Source organism: Streptomyces sp. NPDC051576 (assembly GCF_040681835.1).
Classification (GTDB): domain Bacteria; phylum Actinomycetota; class Actinomycetes; order Streptomycetales; family Streptomycetaceae; genus Streptomyces.
The window spans coordinates 341,859-364,671 of the sequence record NZ_JBFAZO010000007.1 but is presented as its reverse complement, the minus strand read 5'-3'; the positions used below and the strand labels follow the sequence as shown (position 1 = coordinate 364,671).

General features: G+C 70.7%; 20 protein-coding genes. 15 read left to right on the top strand and 5 right to left on the bottom strand.

Features of this window, described 5'->3' with window-relative positions; translation table 11 throughout:
- The first annotated feature begins 22 nt into the window (after nt 1–22).
- The gene (gene lysX, locus AB0M63_RS24885; protein ID WP_366020932.1) at nt 23–3,301 is read left to right on the top strand and encodes a bifunctional lysylphosphatidylglycerol synthetase/lysine--tRNA ligase LysX; all 3,279 of its coding nucleotides are present in this window, start codon (nt 23–25) and stop codon (nt 3,299–3,301) included.
- 91 nt (nt 3,302–3,392) lie between these two features.
- Complete coding sequence (locus tag AB0M63_RS24880; protein WP_366020931.1) at nt 3,393–4,232, top strand: polysaccharide deacetylase family protein; 840 nt, start codon at nt 3,393–3,395, stop codon at nt 4,230–4,232.
- 31 nt (nt 4,233–4,263) lie between these two features.
- Here AB0M63_RS24880 and AB0M63_RS24875 read toward each other — a convergent pair whose 3' ends face one another.
- On the bottom strand, nt 4,264–4,935 hold the full coding sequence (locus AB0M63_RS24875; RefSeq protein ID WP_366020930.1) for a class F sortase: 672 nt from the start codon (nt 4,933–4,935) through the stop codon (nt 4,264–4,266).
- Nucleotides 4,936–5,267: 332 nt separating this feature from the next.
- On the opposite strand from AB0M63_RS24875, the gene AB0M63_RS24870 reads away from it, so the two are divergent.
- Entirely contained in the window at nt 5,268–5,774 is a 507-nt protein-coding gene (locus AB0M63_RS24870) for a hypothetical protein (RefSeq protein ID WP_355911480.1), read from the top strand.
- A gap of 96 nt (nt 5,775–5,870) precedes the next feature.
- On the opposite strand, the gene AB0M63_RS24865 is transcribed toward AB0M63_RS24870, so the two are convergent.
- The 3 genes from AB0M63_RS24865 to AB0M63_RS24855 form a co-directional block, all read right to left on the bottom strand.
- Nucleotides 5,871–6,422 (bottom strand): hypothetical protein, encoded by a 552-nt coding sequence (locus tag AB0M63_RS24865; RefSeq protein WP_355911477.1) that lies wholly within the window; start codon nt 6,420–6,422, stop codon nt 5,871–5,873.
- A 200-nt stretch (nt 6,423–6,622) separates the two neighbouring features.
- Entirely contained in the window at nt 6,623–7,387 is a 765-nt protein-coding gene (locus tag AB0M63_RS24860) for a DUF4239 domain-containing protein (RefSeq protein WP_355911474.1), read from the bottom strand.
- 16 nt (nt 7,388–7,403) lie between these two features.
- Nucleotides 7,404–8,021 (bottom strand): hypothetical protein, encoded by a 618-nt coding sequence (locus AB0M63_RS24855; protein ID WP_355911471.1) that lies wholly within the window; start codon nt 8,019–8,021, stop codon nt 7,404–7,406.
- Nucleotides 8,022–8,292: 271 nt separating this feature from the next.
- Between AB0M63_RS24855 and AB0M63_RS24850 the strand changes: the two genes are divergently transcribed.
- The 5 genes from AB0M63_RS24850 (at nt 8,293) to AB0M63_RS24830 (ending at nt 13,823) form a co-directional block, all read left to right on the top strand.
- Nucleotides 8,293–9,252, top strand: a complete 960-nt coding sequence (locus AB0M63_RS24850) for an SCO0930 family lipoprotein (RefSeq protein ID WP_366020929.1) — start codon at nt 8,293–8,295, stop codon at nt 9,250–9,252.
- A 351-nt stretch (nt 9,253–9,603) separates the two neighbouring features.
- Nucleotides 9,604–10,416, top strand: coding sequence for an SAM-dependent methyltransferase (locus AB0M63_RS24845; RefSeq protein ID WP_355911465.1), 813 nt, complete (start codon nt 9,604–9,606; stop codon nt 10,414–10,416).
- Complete coding sequence (locus tag AB0M63_RS24840) at nt 10,413–12,560, top strand: EAL domain-containing protein (RefSeq protein ID WP_355911462.1); 2,148 nt, start codon at nt 10,413–10,415, stop codon at nt 12,558–12,560. The genes AB0M63_RS24845 and AB0M63_RS24840 overlap by 4 nt, the downstream gene beginning before the upstream one ends.
- Before the next feature lie 50 nt (nt 12,561–12,610).
- Nucleotides 12,611–13,012 carry a DUF4440 domain-containing protein gene (locus AB0M63_RS24835; protein WP_366020928.1) on the top strand — a complete coding sequence of 134 codons (402 nt, stop codon included), beginning with the start codon at nt 12,611–12,613 and terminating at the stop codon, nt 13,010–13,012.
- 31 nt (nt 13,013–13,043) lie between these two features.
- Complete coding sequence (locus AB0M63_RS24830; protein ID WP_355911456.1) at nt 13,044–13,823, top strand: oxidoreductase; 780 nt, start codon at nt 13,044–13,046, stop codon at nt 13,821–13,823.
- A gap of 280 nt (nt 13,824–14,103) precedes the next feature.
- On the opposite strand, the gene AB0M63_RS24825 is transcribed toward AB0M63_RS24830, so the two are convergent.
- Complete coding sequence (locus AB0M63_RS24825; protein ID WP_356058833.1) at nt 14,104–14,985, bottom strand: LysR substrate-binding domain-containing protein; 882 nt, start codon at nt 14,983–14,985, stop codon at nt 14,104–14,106.
- Nucleotides 14,986–15,105: 120 nt separating this feature from the next.
- Here AB0M63_RS24825 and AB0M63_RS24820 point away from each other — a divergent pair, with 120 nt between their 5' ends.
- The 7 genes from AB0M63_RS24820 (at nt 15,106) to AB0M63_RS24790 (ending at nt 22,806) form a co-directional block, all read left to right on the top strand.
- A complete protein-coding gene (locus tag AB0M63_RS24820; protein WP_355911823.1) occupies nt 15,106–15,777 on the top strand; it encodes a succinate dehydrogenase in 672 nt (223 codons plus the stop codon).
- Nucleotide 15,778: 1 nt separating this feature from the next.
- On the top strand, nt 15,779–17,731 hold the full coding sequence (locus AB0M63_RS24815; RefSeq protein ID WP_366020927.1) for a fumarate reductase/succinate dehydrogenase flavoprotein subunit: 1,953 nt from the start codon (nt 15,779–15,781) through the stop codon (nt 17,729–17,731).
- Nucleotides 17,728–18,477, top strand: a complete 750-nt coding sequence (locus tag AB0M63_RS24810) for a succinate dehydrogenase/fumarate reductase iron-sulfur subunit (RefSeq protein WP_355911447.1) — start codon at nt 17,728–17,730, stop codon at nt 18,475–18,477. The genes AB0M63_RS24815 and AB0M63_RS24810 overlap by 4 nt, the downstream gene beginning before the upstream one ends.
- Nucleotides 18,478–18,599: 122 nt before the next feature.
- Nucleotides 18,600–19,625 carry a hypothetical protein gene (locus tag AB0M63_RS24805; RefSeq protein ID WP_366020926.1) on the top strand — a complete coding sequence of 342 codons (1,026 nt, stop codon included), beginning with the start codon at nt 18,600–18,602 and terminating at the stop codon, nt 19,623–19,625.
- A 172-nt stretch (nt 19,626–19,797) separates the two neighbouring features.
- Nucleotides 19,798–20,571 (top strand): GNAT family N-acyltransferase, encoded by a 774-nt coding sequence (locus tag AB0M63_RS24800; RefSeq protein ID WP_366020925.1) that lies wholly within the window; start codon nt 19,798–19,800, stop codon nt 20,569–20,571.
- Nucleotides 20,571–21,506 (top strand): lysophospholipid acyltransferase family protein, encoded by a 936-nt coding sequence (locus AB0M63_RS24795; protein ID WP_366020924.1) that lies wholly within the window; start codon nt 20,571–20,573, stop codon nt 21,504–21,506. The genes AB0M63_RS24800 and AB0M63_RS24795 overlap by 1 nt, the downstream gene beginning before the upstream one ends.
- A gap of 130 nt (nt 21,507–21,636) precedes the next feature.
- A complete protein-coding gene (locus AB0M63_RS24790; protein WP_366021021.1) occupies nt 21,637–22,806 on the top strand; it encodes an alanine--tRNA ligase-related protein in 1,170 nt (389 codons plus the stop codon).
- Nucleotides 22,807–22,813 lie beyond the last annotated feature (7 nt).

Sequence of the window (22,813 nt, the reverse complement as noted above, 5' to 3'; positions counted from 1 at the left end):
CCCTGTTCCTACAGTCGGAACCATGACTGCCACCATGGAGGCCACCGGGTCCAAGGACACCAAGGGGCCGGCACGGCCGTCCGGGCACGGCTTCCTCGGCAGGGTGCCGGAGGGTTTCGCCACCTTCTTCGGCGCCCTCGGCCTGCTGTGCGTCCTGCTGGCGTTCATCGCCCCGCTGCGCCGCGTGCTGCGCCCGGTCGTCCGCTTCCTCGACCTGTTGATCGTCCCCGTCAGCGCCAACCTCGCCTACGCCGTCTTCCTGTTCCTGCTGGCCGCAGCCACCGCCGCCCGCAAGAAGATCGCCTGGTGGCTGGTGGTCGTCTACCTCGGCCTGCTGGTCCTGACGGACGCCCTCGGCGTGGCCCTCGGCCTCTACGCCCAGTCCCTCCCGTCGCTCATCGTGTGCGCCCTGCTGCTGGTCCTGCTGATCGTGGCCCGCGGGCAGTTCTACGCCGCATCCCGCCGCGCCGCCGTCCGCCGCGCCCTCGCGGTGCTGTTCGCCGGACTCGCCGTCGCGATCCTGGCGGGCTGGGGACTGGTCTCCCTGTTCCCCGGCACCCTGCCCGAGAGCCAGCACCTGGGCTGGGCCGCCGACCGGGTCTGCGGCGGCCTGGTCTCCGGTCGCTCCTTCGACGGGCGCCCGCCCCGCGCCCTGTTCTTCCTGCTCGGCCTCTTCGGCGCGCTCGCCCTCCTCAACGCGGCCACCGTCCTCTTCCGCTCCCAACGCCTCGAAGCGGCCCTGCACGGCGACGAGGAGGCCCGCATCCGCGCCCTCCTGAAGGCCTACGGCGGTCAGGACTCCCTCGGCTACTTCGCCACCCGGCGCGACAAGGCCGTCGTCTTCTCGCCCAGTGGCAAGGCCGCCGTCACCTACCGCGTCGAGGCCGGCGTCTGCCTCGCCAGCGGTGACCCGGTCGGCGACCGCGAGGCCTGGCCGCACGCCATCGCCGCCTGGCTCGACCTGGCCCGCCGCCACGCCTGGGCCCCCGCCGCGATGGGCGCCTCCGAGGACGGCGCCAGGGCCTTCGCCCGCGCCGGACTCGGCGCCCTCCAACTCGGCGACGAGGCCATCCTGCATGTCCCCGAATTCGACCTCGCGGGACGCGACATGCGCGTCACCCGCCAGGCCGTCGGCCGCGTCCGCCGCGCCGGCGCCACCTGCCGCGTCCGCCGCCACGCCACCCTCACCGACACGGAGATGGAGGAGGTCGTCGACCGCGCCGACGCGTGGCGCGACACCGAGACCGAACGCGGCTTCTCCATGGCCCTGGACCGCCTCGGCGACCCGGCCGACGGCGACTGCCTCCTCGTGGAGGCACTCGGCGAGGACGGCAAACTCCTCGCCCTGCTCTCCCTCGTCCCCTGGGGCAGCGACGGCGTCTCCCTCGACTTGATGCGCCGCGACCGCACCGCCCCCAACGGCGTCATGGAGTTCATGGTCGCCGAACTCTGCGCCGCCGCCCCGAAGTTGGGCGTCCACCGCGTCTCCCTCAACTTCGCCGTGTTCCGCTCGGCCTTCGAGGAGGGCGCCCGCATCGGCGCAGGACCGGTGCTCCGCCTCTGGCGCCGCCTCCTGCTGTTCTTCTCCAAGTGGTGGCAGTTGGAGGCCCTTTACCGCTCCAACGCCAAGTACCACCCCGAGTGGTACCCCCGCTTCATCTGCTACGGCGAGACCGCCTCCCTCGCCCGCATCAGCCTCGCCTCCGGCATCGCCGAGGGCTTCGTCTCCGTACCGTCGCTGCGCGCCCTCTGGGGAAAGGGGCACCCGAGGACCGGACCACGACCCGCGACCACCGCGAGCCTGCCGTCCCTGTCGGCACTCGGCCTCGACGGCGGGGACGGGGCCGGGACTGACGGCCCGGACAGCGGTCTGCCCGAACAGGTCCGCGTCCGGCACCACAAACTCGACCGCCTGCGCGCCGCCGGCACCGACCCCTACCCGGTCGGCGTCCCGCAACGCACCCACACCCTCGCCGAGATCCGCGCGGGCGAGCAGGTCACCGTCGCCGGCCGGGTCATGCGCGTCCGCGACCTCGGCGGCATCGTCTTCCTCACGCTTCGCGACTGGTCCGGCGACCACCAACTCGCCCTCACCCGGGCCGAGTCGGGCCCCGCCCTCGACCGCTTCACCACCGACACCGACATCGGCGACCACATCACCGCCACCGGCCGTGCGGGCACCAGCGACAAGGGCGAGCCCACCGTCTTCGTCACCACCTGGCAGCTCACCGGCAAGTGCCTGCGCCCCCTGCCCGACAAACACCGCGGCCTGACCGACCCCGAGGCCAAGGTCCGCACGCGCTACCTCGACCTGGTCGCCGGCCCCGCCGCCCGCGACGTGGTCCGGGCCCGCTCCACCGCCGTACAGGCCCTGCGCCAGGGCCTGTTGGAGCGCGGCTACCTGGAGGTCGAGACCCCGATGCTCCAGCAGATCCACGGCGGCGCCAACGCCCGCCCCTTCACCACCCACATCAACGCCTACGACCTCGACCTCTATCTGCGCATCGCCCCGGAGCTGTACCTCAAGCGCCTGTGCGTCGGCGGCATGGAGAAGGTCTTCGAGATGGGCCGCACCTTCCGCAACGAGGGCGTCTCCTACAAGCACAACCCCGAGTTCACGATGCTGGAGGCCTACCAGGCGTACGCCGACTACGACGTGATGCTCGACCTCGCCCGCGAACTGATCCAGGGCGCCGCGACCGCCGCCTTCGGCTCCGCCGTCGCCCGCAAGGACGGGCAGGAGTACGACATCTCCGGGCCCTGGCCGGTCAAGACGGTCTACGGCGCGATCTCCGAGGCGCTGGGGGAGGAGGTCGGCGCCGACACGGAACTGGCCCGCCTGCACCTGCTGTGCGACCGCGCGGGAGTGCCGTACGGCGCCGACGACGGCCGCGGGGACGTCGTCCTGGAGATGTACGAACGGCTGGTGGAGGAGCCGACCCGGCTGCCCACCTTCTACAAGGACTTCCCGACCGACGTCTCCCCGCTCACCCGCCAGCACCGCACCGACCCGCGGCTCGCCGAACGCTGGGACCTCGTCGCCTTCGGCACCGAACTCGGCACCGCCTACTCCGAACTGACCGACCCCGTCGAACAGCGCCGCCGCCTCACCGCCCAGTCCCTGCTCGCGGCCGGGGGAGACCCCGAGGCGATGGAACTCGACGAGGACTTCCTCGACGCCCTCGAATACGCGATGCCGCCCACCGGTGGACTCGGCATCGGCGTCGACCGACTCGTCATGTTCCTCACCGGCCTGACGATCCGTGAGACGCTGCCGTTCCCCCTCGTCCGGCGCCGCTGAGCGCGCGAACGCTGGGCCGGGCGGGTGTTTTCCTGCCGCCGCTCCGGTGTTGCCGTGGGGAGGCGGTGCCCGGCCGGGCGACTGATGAGTCATGAAGAAGGATCAGTCGCTCACGCGCCGACGGGCCCTGCTCGCCGGCGCCGCTGCCGTCGGGGCGGCCGGCACCGCCGGTCTGCTGTACTCCGGACTCTCGGACGACGCCCCCGCCCGGGCCGCCGCTCCCGCCGCCGGACCCCCGCCGCGCCTCGCGCGCAAGCCCTCCGCCTACCGCCTCCAGCCCGTGGCCGGATACAGCGCACCCCACGCCGCCCCCGCCCGTGTCCCGGTGCGGCACGAACCCTTCCTGCGCATGTCCGGACGCGGCAACACCATGGTCCTGACCTTCGACGACGGACCCGACCCCCGCTACACCCCGCACATCCTGGACACCCTCGCCGAGTACGACGTGCGCGCCACGTTCTTCGTGTGCGGCGAGATGGCCGACTGGAACCGGGACCTGCTGGCCCGGATGTCCGACGAGGGCCACATCGTCGGCAACCACACCTGGTCCCACCCCCTGCTCACGAAGATGACCCGGGGTCAGATCCGCTCCGAGATGGAACGCACCAGCGACGTCATCGAGGACGCCTACGGGGAACGCCCGCAGTGGTTCCGCGCGCCCTACGGCGCCTGGAACCGGGCCGCCTTCCAACTCGGTTCCGAGCTGGGCATGGAGCCGCTCGCCTGGACGGTCGACACCCTCGACTGGGACACCCCCGGCATCCGCCACATCGTCAACGCGGTCGAGGACGGCGCCGCCCCCGGCGTCGTGGTGCTCTCGCACGACGCCGGGGGCGACCGTTCACAGAGTGTGCGGGCGCTGCGCGAATATCTGCCGCACCTGCTCGACTCCGGCTATCACATGACGCTGCCGCGCCGCCGGACCATCTGACGGACTTTCGCCCGCCCGGTCGGGGAGACGCTCAGCGGACCTCGACCAGGCGGGCGAAGACGACGACATTGCCGTCGTAGCCGTTCTGCTTCGAGAAACCGCCCCCGCAGGTGATGACGCGCAGTTCCGGAGTCCCCTTGGAACCGTAGACGCGGTCGCCGGGGAAGTTGCTCTTCTCGAAGACCTCGATGCCGTAGATCTCGAATACGGCCATCTTTCCGTCCTTGCGCTCGACCTCGACGCGATTTCCCTTCTTGAGGGCCCCGAGTCCGTAGAAAACGGCGGGGCCCATTTTGTTGTCGACGTGGCCGACGACGACCGCGGTGCCCTTTTCGCCGGGGGAGACGGCGCCGGTGAACCAGCCCGCCAGGTTCGGGTCCTCCGGCGGCGGCGCACCGACCCAGCCGTCCGCGTCCAGGCCCACCGGCATGACCGGTGCGTCGACCCGGATCGCCGGGATCCTGATCCGGTCGGCGACGGAGTACGGCAGCGGGGCCGGAGCCTTGCCGAACGTGCTGTGGCCGGTCCGGGCGTCCGCGGCGGCCGCCGTCGCCGGCTGCGGTGGCCCCACGTCGAACTCTCCCGAACCATTCCGAATGAGCGCGAGACCGGTCAGCAGAACAAGCGCTATCACTCCCCACGGGGCGCGCTTCTTCTGCCGCTCCTCCTCTTCGGCAAGCTCGCACAGCTCGGACGCAGACATTCGTCATCCCCTCTCGACGCGGCCGTCGCCCCGTCAATCGCGCATACGAGAACGCTAAGTCCCGAATGCGGAACCGGCGACGGGGAGAGCGCGAACGGGTGGCCCGGACATCCTGAAGTGCGCCATACGAGTTGCCGCTCACAGGAATTTTCTGACGGTCCGTGACCTGCGGCAATATCCGATTGTGCGGTTTTCCCCCGGCGTGTCCTCTCACCAGGACGGACCATTCTCGAAATGCGGGCGCGTGCACGGCATCTGAGGGTCTGTCTGGGAGGCGTTTTCTCGCCGATCGACCGGGGACGGGTCCCGGGGCGCCTTCCGCGGAGGATGACATGCGTACTACTCGTGCCCTGGCCGCCGCCGGTGCCGCGGTGGCCGTCCTGGGGCTCGCCGCCCCGGTGGCCGTCGCGGACGGCATGGGCGCCAGCCCCAGCAACATCCAGGCCCTGCCCAGTGTGATCGCCCGCGGCGGACAGCTCACCGTCACGGTCGACGGCTGCTTCAGCGGCGGCAACGCCATCGCCACCTCACCGGGGTTCGAGCGCCCCGCCAACCTCTCCCTGCTCGGCCGCTCCGGTACGACGTCCAGCGGAACGGCCAGGATCAGCAGGTCGGCGACGCCCGGCTCGTACAGCATCACGGTCCGCTGCTCCAACGGTTCCTCGCTGACCCGTGACAACGCCTACACCGTCATCGGCGGTGTCCGCGGCGGTCTCGGCGGCAGCAGCGCCACCGGGGCGACCCCGACCGACATGGCGATCGGCGGCGGCCTGGTCGCCGCGGCCGTCGTGGGCGGCGGGGTGTTCTGGATGCGCCGCCGCACCGAGCGCGGCATCTGACCTCCTCCCCCTTCGGAGGTCAGGACGCACGCGACAGGCCTTCGCCCCGGACCCTTTCGGGTTCCGGGGCGAAGGCCTGTCCGGGTGGCGGAGCGGTCAGGCGCCGTCCTCTCCGGTACGGCGGCGCGAGAAGTGGTACGCCGCCCCGACCGAGCCCGCGATGAGAGCCGCGCCGATGCCGAGTTCCTTGAGGTCGAAGCCGGCGATGCTGCCGCCCTCACCGGCCCGGACCCCTCGGGGCATCTGCTGGGCCGGCTGGAGCGGCTGGATGTCGTTGTTGTTGGTGCGGCCGGACGCGATGGTCAGACCCGTGGAGCCGCTCGCGCCGTCACACGTGAACGTCACCTGGTACACCGCGCCCGGCCGGGCGTCCCAGTCGACCATCGCGTTCGCCGAGGACTGGCCCGGCGAGATCCTGACCGTGTCGAACACCCCGGAGGAGACCGTGGCGGAGCCCTTGCAGCCGCCGTTGTCGCGGTCGAGCCGCAGGGTCACCTGGCCGCCCGCCGCGATCGTCGAGGGCAGGACGCTGAAGCCGAACGGCGTGATGTTGTGGTTGCCGTCGCCCTTCGCGACGGCGGCCGGCGCGGAGAGGGCGAGGGCGCTGATGCCCAGCAGTGCGGCCGAGGCGACGCGTATCGCGCGCATGGTGATTCCTCCGGGTCCCCGAGGAGCAGCCGCGGACCTTTTCCGCTGGCGCCGTAAATGCACCTCGATGTCCGAAACGCTAGGAACATGTGTGCGCGCCCGCGATCCCAGTCGTGCGAATGGGGCAACTGTGTGGGCCGTGCGGGGGACGGCCGCGGCGTGGCGGACGTCCCCCGGCGGGCGGCTCGGGTGAGGGGCCGTCAGTCCTTGAGGTGCGGGAAGAGGTTCAGGAACGGCTGCGCCGACGCCGTGATGCCACGGCTGTAGGGCGCGTCGAAGTCCCAGATCAGGAACAGCAGGAAGGCGATCAGCGCCGAGAACAGCCCGGCGAGGATCAGCTCCCGTGTCGTACGCCGGATCTGGAGCGCGAAGACCATGCCGATGGTGATCACGGCCCCGGCGAGCAGCCCGAACCAGACCACCGACGGCATGGTCGCCCCGGTGGAGTCCGAGCGGGCGCTGCGGGCCAGGTCCGCGGCGGCCACCTGGTCGACCAGCGGCTGATAGGCCTGCGCCTGGAAGTCCGTCTTCGGCTGGTAGTCGGTGACGTCCTGACGGACGCGTTCGAGCAGGTCGGTGCCGCGCTGGGTGAGCTTCTCGTGGTCGGCCATCGTCTTCCACTCGACGTCGACGACCTGCGAGACATAGGCGTTCACGTCGGCACGGATGCGGTCGCGGACGTCCGGCGGATAGACCCGGACCCGCTCCGAGATCTCGTGCAGCGCCTGCGCCTCCGCCTGCACGTGGTCCTGGGCGGCGCTGCGGGCCTCCCAGACACCGGCGATCGCCAGGCCCAGGACGATGGCGTACACCACGCCGATCCACATGGTCATGTACTCGATGACGTCCGGGGTTTCGCCGGGATCCTCGTCCTCGGACGCGGTGCGCTCGCGTACGAAGGTGATGATGACGACCACGGCACAGGCCGCCACCATCGCGATGACGAGAACAAGCCATTCCGACAAGGGGTTCCTCCGGGGATCAGCGCGGACGCAGCGCGGCGATGGCGACCACCGCGGGCAGGGTGATGAGCAGGACGTAGACGACCGGCGGCGTCCGGTTGGTGGCGGGCCGCGGGCGCGGTTGGGCGTGGTACTTCGGATAACTCACCGGGGTCACCGAGGGATGCGGGCTCGGCTTGGGCCCCGGTGCGGGCGGAGGCGGGGTCGCCGCCGGTGGGGTCGGTGTGGGCGTCGGGGTCGGCCGGGGAATCGCGGCGGCGTGGGTCGGGCGCGGTGCCGGTGCGGGCGGCGGAGGCACGGGTTTCGGCGTGGGCCGCGGCTTCGGGGTCGGTTTCGGCGTCGGTTTCGGGGTGGGGGTCGGCTTCGGCGGGGGAGAGGGTGTCGGCTCGGGCGGTGGCGGGGTGGGTGTCGGTGAGGGGCAGGGCGGCGGCGGAGTCGGCTTCGGGCAGCCCGGGGGAGTCGGCCAGGAGCCGCCGGCGACGGCCACCGCCTCCGTGCCGTCCGGGCCCGTGGAGGCGTACGCACAGGCGTCGGCCGCTGCCACACCCGCCGGTGCGCCCGCCAGCAGCCAGGTCAGCGTCACCAGGGCCAACACCCTTGCGGCGAGGGCGGTTCGGGTCGGTTCGGGTCCATGCACGACGGAGATCATGAGGCCTCGTGCGCCCGCGCGTGCCGGGGCGCGGAGGGATTGCCCCGAAGGAGTGGAAGACATGGTGCGACGGTTTGACGATCCGACCGTCGTCCATGGCCGGATGCGCACGCACATGCGAAGTGGCGCCGCCGGGTCACAGGGGTCGGAAAGAAATTTGTGCGGCGGTTGAACACTTCCGTGGTCCCCACCCGTACCTAGGACCGTGCGGCGGCACAGACGGGCGCTGCAACATCCAGGTGATTATGGGGAGTTGACGATGAAGACCTCCTGGCGGAGCGCCTCACTCGCGGCGACGGCCGTGTCCGTCATGGCGTTGACGGCGGCGTGCGGTTCGGAAAATGTGACCACGCCTTCCTCCGCGGCACAGAACGTCGGTGCCACCGCGGCGGCCGGAGGTTACGGAAGCGTCGGTGCGACGGCCAGTGCCAGCACCGGTGCGGGCAACGGCTATGGCGCGGACGGCCAGCAGGCCGCGGCCGCCGAGCCCGCCGGCCAGTTGACCGTTGCCAACAACCCCGACCTCGGCAAGGTGTTGAGCGACGGTGCCGGTCTCACCCTCTACCGTTTCGACACCGACACGGCCAACCCGCCCAAGTCGAACTGCGACGGCGACTGCGCCACCACCTGGCCGCCCGTCCCCGCGGACGACGCCACGGCCGGTACCGGTATCGACAAGTCCCTCCTCGGCGAGGTGACCCGCACGGACGGCACCAAGCAGCTGACCATCGGCGGCTGGCCGGCCTACCGCTACGCCAAGGACGTCAACGCCGGTGACGTCAACGGCCAGGGCGTGGGCGGCAAGTGGTACGCGCTCGCCCCCGACGGCAAGAAGGCGACCCTCGCCTCGCTGCCCGGTCTCTCCGTCCGCAAGGACGCCAAGCTCGGCGACATCGTCGTCGACAAGAACGGCCACACGGTCTACCGCTTCCTCAAGGACAAGGCATGGCCGGATTCCGTCTCGAACTGCACCGGTGACTGCCTGGCGAAGTGGCCGGCCGTCGGCATCGTCTCGGCGAACGACACCAAGGGTGTGCAGAAGAAGGGCCTCATGGGCTTCACCCGCCCCGACGGCGTCAAGCAGATGACCGTCAACTGCTGGCCCATCTACACCTTCTCCGGTGACACGGCCGCCGGACAGACCAACGGTCAGGGCGTGGGCGGCACTTGGTACGCCGTCTCCCCTGAAGGGAAGCCGGTCGGCGCGCCCGCGGAGTAGCGAGAACCTCCCCAGGGTTGATCGCCCCGCCCACTCGGCAACGGAAACGCGGAAGGGAGGGACGCGGGCAAGCGAGAAGAGTGCCGAACGAACAACAGCAGCGCGCGCGACCCCTGGTCCGCCCCCTCCGCACCGCACGGAGGGGGCGGACCGCTTTCGCGTATGCCGCACAGCAATTCCGGCATTCGCTGCGCTTCTGGGCATGTCTCCGCGTGTCTCCGCACGTCAATTCGGCACGTGCCGCAGGCAGTGACCGGGAACGGATGGTCAATTTCCGTTTCCGCTCGTTCTTTTGGCGGGCGATCAGTAGCCTCAGCTCGAACACCGGATCGCCTACGCCTGGAGAGATACATGGAGCGTCCCGCCTGGGCACCACGGAGCATCGACATCTCGGTGCCGAGCGTTTCGCGTATCTACGACTACTACCTGGGCGGTTCGCACAACTTCGAGGTCGACCGGGAAGCAGCCCGCAAGGCCATGGAGTTCCTGCCGGGACTTCCCAAGATCATGCAGGCGAACCGGGCGTTCATGCGCCGCGCCGTACGATTCGCGGCCGCCGAGGGCATCACCCAGTTCCTCGACATCGGCTCCGGAATTCCCACCTTCGGAAACGTCCACGAGGTGGCCCAGGAGGCCAGCCCAGGCGCCCATGTCGTCTACGTCGACCACGACCCGGTGGCGGTCGCCCACAGCCAGGTGGTCCTCGCGGGCAACCCGACCGCGGACGTCATCGCCGCCGACCTCCGCAAGCCCCAGGAGATCCTGGCGAGCGCCCAGGTCCGGCAACTGATCGACCTGAAGCGGCCAGTGGCGTTACTTCTCGTTGCCATACTGCACTTCGTGGAAGACGCGGACGACCCCTACGGAGCGGTGGCGCAGCTGCGCGAGGCACTCGCGCCCGGCAGCCTGCTGATCCTCACCCATGCCTCGTACGAGGGAATCCCGCTGCCACCGGAGCGGGCGGAGGGCGCGGTCGACGTGTACAAGGACATCCGCAATCCGCTGATCATGCGCTCGCGCGAGGAGATCGCGCGGTTCTTCGAGGGGTACGACATGGTGGAACCCGGACTGGTCCCGATGCCGGACTGGCGGCCGGACACCGCACCGGAGGACGAGGATCCGTACTCCTTCTCCGGATTCGCCGGCGTAGGACGCACGGCGTGACCGCGGAGCCGGACGGGCCGGAGGACAGACTGCGCAGGTTCGCGACCATCTGGAGCCGGGCGGTGTTCCCGGCGACCTCGACGTCGCTGACCCGGCCGGAGTTCGAGGAGCTGCTGCTGCCGCTGGCACGCCGGTTGAGCGAGGCGCTGCGGGCCAGGACATTCGAGGCCGAGGAGGGCAAGGCGGTCGGCGCCGCCCTCGTCGCCGCGCACTGCACCGACCCCGATGCCCTCAGCCGCACCCTGGAGTGCGTCGACGCCTACCTGGTGCTCTACTGCGGCGGCGACGGCCCCCAGGAGGACCTGCGGATCCGCTCGGCCCGCCTCCAGCACGCGATGGCCGCCGGTTTCGCCCAGGAGCTGCGCGAGCGCACCCTGGCCGAGCAGGAGGCCATCTCGGTGGCCGCCCTTCAGGCCCAGGGCGTGGTCGCACAGGCCCTGCACGCGACCGAGGCCCGCTTCCGCGCGGTCTTCGAGGGCGCGGCCATAGGAATCGGCATGGCCGACCTCGAAGGCAACATCCTCCAGGTCAACGGCGCGCTGCTGCGCATGTTCGGCATCACCGAGCAGACCATGGGCGGCCGCAACGTCCGCGAGTGGACCCACCCCGAGGACGCGCCCCAGACCTGGACCCTCTACGACGAACTCGTCCGCGGTGAGCGCGAGCACTACCACGTCGAGAAGGCGTTCTACCGACCTGACGGAACGGTCCTGTGGACCAATCTCACCGTCTCCCTGCTGCGTGACGCCGACGGCAACCCGCAGTACCAGCTCGCCCTCATGGAGGACACCACCGAGCGGCGCCTCCTCAACCTGCGGCTGCGCTACGAGGCCACGCACGACGCTCTCACCGGCCTCCCCAACCGCACCCTGTTCTTCGAACGCCTGGAGAAGGCGCTCGGCGGCGCGGGCGACAACCAGCGCTTCGGCCTGTGCTACCTCGACCTCGACGGCTTCAAGACCATCAACGACAGCCTCGGCCACGCGGCCGGCGACCGGCTGCTCGTCGAGGTCGCCGACCGCCTCCAGTCCTGCGCGACCGCGCCCGGCGAGATGGTCGCCCGGCTCGGCGGCGACGAGTTCGTGGCGCTGACCACCGGCCCCGACACCGAGCGCGAGGTCGACGAACTCGCCGGCCGCATCATGAACGCGCTGATCACCCCGGTCAGCATCGACGGCCGCGACCTCACCGTGCGCGGCTCCATCGGCATCGTCGAGGGCCCGGCCGGCGAGCGCGGCCCCGCCGAGGTGCTGCGCAGCGCCGACATCACCATGTACCGGGCCAAGTCGGCGGGCGGCAACCGCTTCGAACTCGCCGACCCCGAGGCCGACGCCCGCGCGATCACCCGCCACGGCCTGACCACGGCCCTGCCGGCCGCCCTGGACCGGGGCGAGTTCTTCATCGAGTACCAGCCGCTGGTCCACCTCGGCGACGGCAGCGTCCGTGGCGCCGAGGCCCTCGTCCGCTGGCTGCACCCGCAGCACGGCGTGCTCGGCCCCGACCGGTTCATCCCGCTCGCCGAACACACCGGCCTGATCGTGCCGCTCGGCCGCTGGGTCCTGGAGCAGTCGGTCCGGCAGGCGAAGCAGTGGCAGGAACGACACGGCGGCAACGACGCCACCGGCCCGCTGCGCATCAACGTCAACCTCTCGCCCTGCCAGCTCAGCCATCCCGGCCTGGTGCAGGACACCGTCGACATCCTGGAGCGCGCGGGCGTCAACCCCGACGCGCTCTGCCTGGAGGTCACCGAGTCGGCCCTGATCGGGGCCGACGACGACCTCCTCAAACCCCTGCGCCGACTGGCCGAGATGGGCGTGGACATCGCCCTCGACGACTTCGGCACCGGTTACTCCAACCTCGCCAACCTCCGCCGCCTGCCCGTGAGCATCCTCAAACTGGACCGCTCCTTCACCCAGGGCATGCAGCAGTTCCCGGCCGACCCCGTCGACCTCAAGATCGTCGAGGGCATCGTGTCCCTCGCCCACAGCCTGGATCTCGCGGTCACCGTGGAGGGCGTGGAGACCGGCGCCCAGGCCGAGCAACTCCGCATACTGGGCTGCGACACGGCCCAGGGCTGGTACTACGCCCGCCCCGGCCCGCCGGACCGGTTGCACGAGCTGGCGTTGGTGGACGCGACGGGGTGAGGCGGTAATCCGGTTGCGAGGGGCCCGTGAGCAGGTGTGATCATGTGCGGATGACTGACGAATCCGATGTTGACGAATCCGATGTCGTGAACGCGGTGATCGCGGGCGAGTTGGCCCTCCTCGACCCCGCTGTGCGCGCTTCCCGCGCCGAGATCGTGCGCCTGCTCGACCCCGAGTTCGTGGAGGTCGGCTGCTCCGGCCGCCGCTACACGTACGACGACATGGTGGCCTGGCTGCCCGACCATGCGGGCAGCGCGGCCGACGGTCCGCGCTACGACCCCTCTGCCATGACGGGTGTCGTCCTGGCCCCGGGCCTGGTGCAACTCCGGTACGAGACGGTGTTCGACGGCGGCCGTGCCCGCCGCACATCCCTGTGGCGCAAGCGCGACGAGGAGACGGGCTGGCGGATGTTCTACCACCAGGGGACCCTGGTGCCGCCGGACATCGACTGAGGTGAACCGCGACGCGAAGGAGCTGGTCCCGATGAGCACCGACCTGCAGGGCCGTACGGCAGTCGTGACAGGTGCGAGCAAGGGCATCGGACTGGCCGTCGTGACGGCGTTGGCCGGAGCCGGCGCGACCGTCGTCGCCGGATCCCGCACCACCACCGAGGAACTGGACGCGCTGGCAAAGGAGTTCCCGGTCAGCTGGGTGCCTGTCGACCTCGCCGAACCCGCCGCGGCCGAGCGCCTGATCGCGGCGGCCGACGGGCGCGTCGACATCCTGGTGAACAACGTCGGTACGGCCCCGCCCCGCACCGGCGGCTTCCTGTCCGTCACCGACGACGACTGGCAACGCACCCTCGACCTGAACCTCCTCACGGCGGTCCGCGTCACCCGCGCCGCCCTGCCACTGATGCTGGCCGCAGGCCGGGGCTCCGTGATCACGATCGGCTCGGTCAACGCCACCCTCCCGGACCCGCTGGTCATCGACTACAGCGCCGGCAAGGCCGCCCTGGTCGCCTTCTCCAAGGCCCTCTCCAAGGAGGTCGGCCCGAAGGGCATCCGCGTCAACACGGTCAGCCCCGGCCCCGTCGAGACGGCACTGTGGCTCGGCGGCGGCGGAGTAGCCGAAACCGTCTCGGCCGCCACCGGCCTCACCCCCGCAGAGATCGCGGCCCAGGCCGCCTCAGGCACGGTCACCGGCCGCTTCTCCAAGCCCACCGAGATTGCCGACGTGGTCCTCTTCCTCGCCGGCGACCGGGCGGCGAACCTCACGGGCAGCGATCTGGTGATCGACGGGGGGCTCATCCCGACCTGGTGAGGGTCGGATGCCGACGCCCGCCGCGGTGACCTGTTGAGGTCCGCCGTTCACCGTGCAGCCGCAGCCGCGCTGGTGATCCGGTGGGGTCCGGGCCGTTCACCCGCTGCGGCAACATCCGCAGCGGTGACCTGCCGAATCCCAGCCTGTCACCGCTCCGGCAACATGGCGCGCCAAGCCCCCGCCCATCACCTTTCCGACAACGCCCGCCGCAGCGACCTACCAAGACCCACCGTTCACCCCTCCAGAAACATCCACCACAGCACCCCGCTGAATCCCAACCTCACCGCTCCAACAACATCCGCTGCAACTCCCTCGCCGCCCGAGGCGGAGCCACATCGCTGCGGTGGGCCAGGGCGATCGTCCGGTGCAGGCCGGGTCGGGCGAGGGAGGTCACGCGCAGCCCTCGCCCGGACTTCGTCGCGACCATGCGCGGTACGACGGCCACGCCGAGCCCCGCCCGCACGAAGCCCAGCACCGCGTCCATCTCGCCGCCCTCCACCGCGAAGTCCGGTTCGAAGCCCTCCGCGCGGCAGGCGGCGACGGTCAGTTCGCGCAGGTCGTAGCCGTGGCGGAACATGACCAGGCGCTCGCCTTCGAGGTCGGCGATCCGGACCGTCCGGCCGCGGCCCGGTGCGGGTGCCTCCGGTGATGACACGACCACGAGGTCCTCGCGGAGCAGTTCAACCGTGGTCAGCGCCGGTGATGGAGTGGGGAGCGGCAGGACCACCAGGGCTAGGTCCAGGGCGCCGCGCGCCAGTTCCCGTACGAGGTCGTGTGAACCGCCCTCCTCGATGAGGAGTCGGATGCCCGGGTAGCGGTCGTGGAAGGCACGGAGTACGTCCGGCAGCAGGCCCGTGCACAGGCTCGGGGTCGCGCCCAGGCGGACCCGGCCGCTGCGGAGCTGGACCAGCTCCAGGACCTCGTGCCGGGCCGTGTCCGCGTCGGCCAGGATGCGCCGGGCCAGCGGCAGCAGCGCCTCGCCCGCGTCCGTGAGCGTGATGTTTCCCCGCGCCCGCAGGAACAGATCCGCGCCCAACTCCCGCTCCAGCGCCTTGATCTGCTGGGACAGCGAGGGCTGCGCGACATGGACCAGATCGGCGGCCCGGGTGAAGTGCCGGGTCTCGGCGACCGCCACGAAGTACTGGAGCTGCTGGAACTGCATCCACCCACGATAGCCGTAGCCTATGGAATCCAGGCAGACCATGTCTTGGACCGATCGGCATCCGGACGCCTAACGTCCGTAGACATGGCTCTGGCAACGCGGACGGACCGACGGCCGTCGATGGCACGCACCGTTTGGGACAGCTCCGTCGGCAAGAAGACAGTGATGGCGGTCAGCGGCCTGATCATGCTGCTGTACCTGGTCGTCCACATGATCGGCAACCTGAAGATCTTCTTCGGCGCGGGCGAGTTCAACCACTACGCCCACTGGCTGCGCACGGTCGGCGAGCCGTTCATGCACTACGAGTGGACGCTCTGGCTGATCCGGATCGTCCTCGTCGTCGCCGTGGTCGCGCACGCCGTCTCCGCGTACCAGCTCAGCCGCCGCGACATCAGGGCGCGCCCCAGCAAGTACGTGCACAAGAAACCCCGGGCGACCTACGCCACCCGCACCATGCGCTGGGGCGGCGTCATCCTCGCCCTGTTCATCGTCTGGCACCTCCTCGACCTGACGACCGGCACCGTGCACTCCGGCGGCTTCCAGGAGGGCCACCCGTACCAGAACGTCGTGGACACCTTCTCCACCTGGTACGGCGACGTCATCTACATCGTCGCGATGCTCGCCCTCGGCCTGCACGTCCGGCACGGCTTCTGGAGCGCGGCCCAGACCCTCGGCGCGGGCAGCCGCAGCCGCGACCGCGCCCTGAAGACCACCGCCAATGTCCTCGCGCTGCTGCTCACGGCCGGCTTCATCGCCGTACCCGTGGGCGTCATGACCGGAGTGGTGAGCTGAAATGACCGCCGAATACACGGACTTCACGACCGGGGAACCCGTCACCGACACCAAGGCCCCCACCGGCCCGATCAACGAACGCTGGGACACCCGCCGTTTCGAGGCCAAACTCGTCAACCCCGCCAACCGGCGCAAACACACGGTGATCGTCGTCGGCACCGGCCTCGCGGGCGGCTCCGCCGGCGCCACGCTCGCCGAACAGGGCTACCACGTCGTCCAGTTCTGCTACCAGGACTCCCCGCGCCGCGCCCACTCGATCGCCGCCCAGGGCGGCATCAACGCGGCGAAGAACTACCGCAACGACGGCGACTCCGTCCACCGCCTCTTCTACGACACCGTCAAGGGCGGCGACTTCAGGGCCCGCGAGTCCAACGTCCACCGGCTCGCGCAGATCTCCGTCGAGATCATCGACCAGTGCGTGGCGCAGGGCGTGCCGTTCGCCCGCGAGTACGGCGGCCTCCTCGACACCCGCTCCTTCGGCGGCGTCCAGGTCTCCCGGACCTTCTACGCCCGCGGCCAGACCGGACAGCAACTCCTCCTCGGCGCCTACCAGGCGCTGTCCCGCCAGATCGCCGCCGGGAACATCGAGATGCACCCGCGCACCGAGATGCTCGACCTGATCGTCATCGACGGGAAAGCGCGCGGAATCGTCGCCCGGGATCTCGTCACCGGCCGTATCGACACCTACTTCGCGGACGCCGTCGTCCTCGCCAGCGGCGGCTACGGCAACGTCTTCTACCTGTCGACGAACGCCATGAACTCCAACGCCACCGCCGTCTGGCGGGCCCACCGGCGCGGCGCTCTCTTCGCCAACCCGTGCTTCACCCAGATCCATCCGACCTGCATCCCGCGCACCGGCGACCACCAGTCCAAGCTGACCCTGATGAGCGAGTCGTTGCGCAACGACGGCCGGATCTGGGTGCCGAAGGCCAAGGGCGACACACGTCCGGCGAACCAGATCCCCGAGGACGAGCGCGACTACTACCTGGAGCGCATCTACCCGTCCTTCGGCAACCTGGTGCCGCGCGACATCGCCTCGCGCGCCGCGAAGAACGTGTGCGACGAGGGGCGCGGGGTCGGCCCCGGCGGCCAGGGCGTCTACCTCGACTTCGCCGACGCCATCCGAAGGATGGGGCGCAAGGCCGTCGAGGAGAAGTACGGCAACCTCTTCGACATGTACGCCCGGATCACCGCCGAGGACCCGTACACGGTCCCCATGCGGATCTATCCGGCAGTGCACTACACGATGGGCGGACTCTGGGTCGACTACGACCTCCAGACCACGATCCCGGGCCTGTTCGCGATCGGCGAGGCCAACTTCTCCGACCACGGCGCCAACCGGCTCGGTGCCTCCGCGCTGATGCAGGGCCTCGCCGACGGCTACTTCGTGCTCCCTGCGACCATCAACGACTACCTCGCCCGCCACCCGGGACATGAGCGGATCACCGCCGAACACCCCGCAGTACAGGAGGTGTTGGCCGAGACCGAGGACCGTCTCAACCTCCTGCTCTCCGTCGACGGCGACCGTACCCCCGACTCCTTCCACCGCGAAGTCGGCGAACTCATGTGGGAGTTCTGCGGCATGGCCCGCACCGACAGCGGACTGCGCAAGGCGCTGGAACGCATCCCGCAGATCCGCGAGGAGTTCTGGCGGCGCATCAAAGTGCCCGGCACCGGCGAGGAGTTCAACCAGTCGCTGGAGAAGGCGAACCGCGTCGTCGACTACCTCGAACTCGCCGAGCTGATGTGCCTCGACGCGCTCGACCGCGCCGAGTCCTGCGGCGGCCACTTCCGCGAGGAGTCGCAGACCCCGGACGGCGAAGCGGCGCGCAGGGACGAGGAGTTCTCGTACGCCGCCGCCTGGGAGTTCACCGGCACGGGCTCATCTCCCGTGCTGCACAAGGAAGACCTGGTCTTCGAGTACGTCCACCCCACTCAGCGGAGCTACGCATGAAGCTCACCCTGCGCGTCTGGCGGCAGAAGAACGCCGACGCCGAAGGCGCCATGTCCACCTACCAAGTGGACGGAATCTCCACGGACATGTCGTTCCTGGAGATGCTCGACACTCTCAACGAGGAACTCATCCTCAAGGGCGAGGACCCCGTCGCCTTCGACCACGACTGCCGCGAGGGCATCTGCGGCGCGTGCAGCCTGGTCATCAACGGCGACGCGCACGGCCCCGAGCGCACTACCACCTGCCAGCTGCACATGCGGTCCTTCGAGGACGGCGACACCATCGACATCGAGCCGTGGCGCGCCTCCGCCTTCCCCGTCGTCAAGGACCTCGTGGTCGACCGCTCGGCCTTCGACCGCATCATCCAGGCCGGCGGCTACATCACCGCGCCCACCGGCGCCGCCCCCGAGGCCCACGCCACCCCCGTGCCCAAACCGGACGCCGACTTCGCCTTCGAGCACGCCGAGTGCATCGGCTGCGGGGCGTGCGTGGCCGCGTGTCCCAACGGCGCGGCGATGCTTTTCACCTCCGCCAAGATCAACCACCTCAATGTCCTCCCGCAGGGCGCCCCCGAGCGCGAGACCCGCGTCCTCGACATGGTCACGCAGATGGACGACGAGGGCTTCGGCGGCTGCACCCTCACCGGCGAATGCGCCACCGCCTGCCCGAAGGGCATCCCGCTGGTCTCCATCACCGCCATGAACAAGGAGTGGCTCCGCGCCACTCGCAAGGTCGCCAAGCGCTGAACTCCCGCAATAACTCCCTCACGGGACATGGACGTTCGCCGACAAGGTGCGGACGGGCGGGACCGGGAGTGGTGCTCATCCCCGGTCCCGCCAGGCACCGTGCCGCTCGGTAGTCTGCGCGCATGATCTTCACACGCAAGGGGCGGGGACGGTTTCTCGACGCCGTGACAGGCTTCGAGACCGCTGTGCGCGAGCGGGACGGCGAGCGCTCGCAGCAGACGCTGGGGCAGATGGAACAGCACTTCGGGAGCGCGGGGGACGACCAGCGCGCCCAGGCCGGCCCGCGCCTGGCCGCACTGCTCCCGGAGGTACCTCCCGGGCCGCGCGCCCTGGTCGCCGTAATGGTCGGCGCCTGTGTCGAGCGAGGCGCGGACGCACGAGCCTGTGCGACGCACGTCTTCGACGGGCTGACCGAAGTCCTCACCGCCGCCGGGGAGTTCTGCGAGCGCTGGGCGGCGACCGGCGGAGGCGAGTTTCCCGATCCGAACCCGGCCGCCCTGGACGAGGCAACCCTCCAAAGGGTCGGACAGGACACGGCCGTGGGCTGGTTCACGCTCCAGCAGTGGGAGATGGCCTCCGTCGCGATGCTCAACCACCCGGCGGTGCGCACCACGCTCCCGCCCGAGCGGCGCCTCGGACTCCTACGCGCCCTGCACGCCGTGCAGGAGGCGTCCGACCACGATTTCAAGTGCCTGCGCTACGCCCTCCTCGTCCTCGACGACGAACCCCTGCTCGCCCTCCACCGCCCCACCGGGACCGGCTACCTGCTCCGGATGAGCGGCATCGGCGACAACTTCCAGTTGCACACCCTGCTCGCCGACACCCTCGTCGGCGGCGGACACATACCCGGGCAGGCCCCCTCCGCGCAGGAGGCGGCCGTGTGCCGGGACGCCCCGGGCCAGGTGCCGACCACCGGATCCTTCAACCTCGTGACCCCGGGCGGCGAATGGGTGTGGAACGAGGGAACTCCCACCGACATCCCGGTCGTTGACGGCGTACGGGTACTGGTACTCGATCCGCCGCCGTACCAGCGCGGCTGGCCCGCCGGCCGGTTCTTCCCCGGCATGAAGGGTGACCTGGTGCTGGAGCGGGTGCTCGACGCCGAGGAGGCCCGGGAGCGGCTGGGGCAGTGCTTGCCGCCGAAGTGAGCGGCAGGCACTGAGCACCGGAGCATGGGGACGCCGTTCAACAACCCCACATCCCGCCTCCGGGCACAGGTCACGCGCAGGACGCCCGGCGTAGGAAGAACTGTTGCGGCTGGACTTACGGAACCGGCCAGCTTGTTCCTCCCCCGTCCCCGGCCCGTGATCAGGGAGAGCCATGACCGGCGTTTCCACCCTCGACCGTCCCTCGCAGCCCGCCGCGCCGACCCGCTACACCGTCACGCTCGCCCGCGACGAGGACGAGGTCCGTGCCGCGCAGCGGCTGCGGCACGACGTCTTCGCCGGGGAGATGGGCGCCCACCTCTCCAGCCCGCAGCCCGGCCTGGACGTGGACGCCTTCGACGCCTACTGCGACCACCTCCTCGTCCGCGACACGGTCACCGGGCAGGTGGTCGGCACCTACCGGCTGCTGCCGCCCGAGCGCGCCGCGGTCGCCGGACGGCTCTACTCGGAGAGCGAGTTCGACATCGCTCCCCTCGACGTGATCCGCCCGGGTCTCGTCGAGGTCGGCCGCTCCTGCGTCCACCCCGACCACCGCGACGGCACGGTCATCGGCCTCATCTGGGCCGGCATAGCCCGCTACATGGTGGACCGCGGCCACGAATGGCTGGCCGGCTGCTGCTCGATTCCCCTGGCCGACGGCGGTGCCCTCGCGGCCGGCACCTGGGACCGGGTGAGCGCCAAGCACCTGGCTCCCGAGGAGTTCCGGGTGCGCCCGCTGCTGCCCTGGAGCGCGGACGGCGTCACCCGTCCCACCGGCCGCGTCGAACTCCCGCCGCTGCTGCGCGGATACGTCCGCCTCGGCGCCTGGGTCTGCGGCGAGCCCGCCCACGACCCGGACTTCGGGGTCGCCGACCTGTACGTGCTGCTGTCGATGCGCCGGGTCAACCCGCGCTATCTGCGGCACTTCCTCTCGCTCGTCCCGGCCTGATGAGCGTCTGGCTGCCCAGCGCGCCCTGCACCCCCAGGGCGTGCATCGAGTCGACGGGGTCCGTCACGGCGATACCGCGCGCCGTGCTGCGATTCGTGGCCGTCCTGGTCGTGGTGGCCGTCGGGGCCGCCCTCACCCCCATCGGCGGGCGCGTCCCGGCCCGCGCGGTGCGCTGGTGGTGCCGCACGATCGTCCGGGCCGCAGGCATCCGGCTCCGCATCACCGGCACCACCACGTCCACCGGTGGACTGCTGCTGGTCGCCAACCACATCTCGTGGCTGGACATCCCGCTCATGGCCGCCGTACGCCCCGCCCGGATGCTGGCCAAGGCCGAGATCCGGAACTGGCCCGTGGCCGGGACGCTCACCGCGGGCAGCGGCGCCCTGTTCATCGATCGTGACCGGCTGCGCGCCCTCCCCGAGACGGTCGCCTCCATCGCGGGCGCCCTGCGCGCCGGCGGAGCGGTCGCCGTCTTCCCCGAGGGCAGCACCTGGTGCGGCCGAGCCCAGGGGCACTTTCGGCGGGCCGTCTTCCAGGCCGCGCTGGACGCCGGAGTGCCCGTCCAACCCGTCGGCCTGCACTACCTGACCGACGGCGGCACGGCCAGCACCGCACCCGCGTTCGTCGGCAGCGACTCACTGCTCACCTCGGTGTGGCGGGTGGTGTCGACGCGTGGACTGGTCGCCGAGGTCGAGGTGGGACAGGCCATAGCGCCCGGCAGCCATCCCGACCGCCGCTCCCTCGCGTACGCGGCACAGGCCGGGGCGTGGGGACAGGCCCGGCACTCGGACCACTGCACCTCGGTGGCCCGGGCCCCGGTGAAAATCCGCAGGACGGCGCGGAGGCGTCCTGTTAGCGTGGCGTCCATGAGGATCATCAGGCACACCGGCACCGCGACCGCGCGAGCGACCAGCTCGCCGGCTGCCGACGCCTGACTCCACCCACCTCTCCCGGCGGCCGGAAACGGACCGCCGGGACGTGTCGTTTCCAGCCCCTTCGCGGGCTTCCCCGCGGTCCCTTCCGGTCGTCCCCCGGACCCGAAGGACCACCGCCATGAACACGAACATCAACACTGACGTCGTCGTCCGCACCTTCCTCGACTTCTACCGCGAACGGGGCCACCGGCCGATCACCGGCAGCACCCTCCTGCCACCGCCCTCGGACCCGGTCCTCTTCACCACCTCCGGCATGCACCCCCTCACGCCGTACCTCCAGGGGCGCCCCCATCCACAGGGGCGACGCCTGGTGAACGTCCAGCGCTGTCTGCGCACCACCGACCTCGACGAGGTCGGCGACCTCACCCACCTCACCGTGTTCGAGATGCTCGGATCATGGTCGTTGGGTGACTACGACCACCCGCAGAGCCTGCGCTGGGGCTACGAGCTGCTGCGCGACGGCTTCGGCATCCCGCCCGAGAAGCTGTACGTCACGGTCTTCGGCGGCGACGAACAGCTCGGCCCCGACCTCGAATCGCTGCACACCTGGCGGGAGTCGGGCCTGCCCGTCGAGTCGACCCGGGACGAGAACTGGTGGTCCAACGGGCCGGTCGGACTCTGCGGCCCCGACTCCGAGATCTTCGTCTGGACCGGCGACACGGTGCCCGAGGGTAGCCCCACCACCGACCCGCGCTGGGTGGAGATCTGGAACCACGTGCACCTGCGGTACGAACGCGATGAGGACGGCGGCCTGGTTCCGTCGCGGCAGATCGGCGTCGACACGGGGATGGGGTTGGAACGGCTCGTGTCCGTTCTCCAGGGGCGGCGGTCGGTCTACGAGACGGATCTGTTCGAGCCGTGGATGCGGAGAGTGCCCGTCCTGTGGGAGCTCGACGAGCGTTCGACGCGGGTGGTCTGTGACCATCTGCGGTCGAGTCTGGTCGTCCTGGGGGACGGGGTACGGCCCACCAACACCGGTCGTGGGTATGTGCTGCGGCGGTTGATCCGCCGACTGCTCACCGTGCTCCGCCGGCACGACGACTCGCGCACGGTGTCCGACCTGCCGGTGGAACTCGTCGAGCACACCCTCGACCACTTCCGGCAGTCGCTCGACACGGACACGGTCCGTGAGGTGCTGCTCGACGAGGAGCGGCGGTTCACCCAACTCCTCGAACGGGGGCGGCGGGTGTTGTCGAGGCCGGAGTTCCGGGGCCCGCTGCGCGAGGAGGACTACCACTACCTGCACGACACCCACGGGCTGCCCCGTGAACTGGTTGCCGGGTTGGTGAGCGAGAGGTAGGAGACTG

Excerpts from the sequence above, each read along its gene's own strand:
- lysX (WP_366020932.1), top strand. The coding sequence starts at position 23 with ATGACTGCCACCATGGAGGCCACCGGGTCCAAGGACACCAAGGGGCCG.
- AB0M63_RS24880 (WP_366020931.1), top strand. The coding sequence starts at position 3,393 with ATGAAGAAGGATCAGTCGCTCACGCGCCGACGGGCCCTGCTCGCCGGC.
- AB0M63_RS24875 (WP_366020930.1), bottom strand. The coding sequence starts at position 4,935 with ATGTCTGCGTCCGAGCTGTGCGAGCTTGCCGAAGAGGAGGAGCGGCAG.
- AB0M63_RS24870 (WP_355911480.1), top strand. The coding sequence starts at position 5,268 with ATGCGTACTACTCGTGCCCTGGCCGCCGCCGGTGCCGCGGTGGCCGTC.
- AB0M63_RS24865 (WP_355911477.1), bottom strand. The coding sequence starts at position 6,422 with ATGCGCGCGATACGCGTCGCCTCGGCCGCACTGCTGGGCATCAGCGCC.
- AB0M63_RS24850 (WP_366020929.1), top strand. The coding sequence starts at position 8,293 with ATGAAGACCTCCTGGCGGAGCGCCTCACTCGCGGCGACGGCCGTGTCC.
- AB0M63_RS24845 (WP_355911465.1), top strand. The coding sequence starts at position 9,604 with ATGGAGCGTCCCGCCTGGGCACCACGGAGCATCGACATCTCGGTGCCG.
- AB0M63_RS24835 (WP_366020928.1), top strand. The coding sequence starts at position 12,611 with ATGACTGACGAATCCGATGTTGACGAATCCGATGTCGTGAACGCGGTG.
- AB0M63_RS24830 (WP_355911456.1), top strand. The coding sequence starts at position 13,044 with ATGAGCACCGACCTGCAGGGCCGTACGGCAGTCGTGACAGGTGCGAGC.
- AB0M63_RS24825 (WP_356058833.1), bottom strand. The coding sequence starts at position 14,985 with ATGCAGTTCCAGCAGCTCCAGTACTTCGTGGCGGTCGCCGAGACCCGG.
- AB0M63_RS24820 (WP_355911823.1), top strand. The coding sequence starts at position 15,106 with ATGGCACGCACCGTTTGGGACAGCTCCGTCGGCAAGAAGACAGTGATG.
- AB0M63_RS24815 (WP_366020927.1), top strand. The coding sequence starts at position 15,779 with ATGACCGCCGAATACACGGACTTCACGACCGGGGAACCCGTCACCGAC.
- AB0M63_RS24810 (WP_355911447.1), top strand. The coding sequence starts at position 17,728 with ATGAAGCTCACCCTGCGCGTCTGGCGGCAGAAGAACGCCGACGCCGAA.
- AB0M63_RS24805 (WP_366020926.1), top strand. The coding sequence starts at position 18,600 with ATGATCTTCACACGCAAGGGGCGGGGACGGTTTCTCGACGCCGTGACA.
- AB0M63_RS24800 (WP_366020925.1), top strand. The coding sequence starts at position 19,798 with ATGACCGGCGTTTCCACCCTCGACCGTCCCTCGCAGCCCGCCGCGCCG.
- AB0M63_RS24795 (WP_366020924.1), top strand. The coding sequence starts at position 20,571 with ATGAGCGTCTGGCTGCCCAGCGCGCCCTGCACCCCCAGGGCGTGCATC.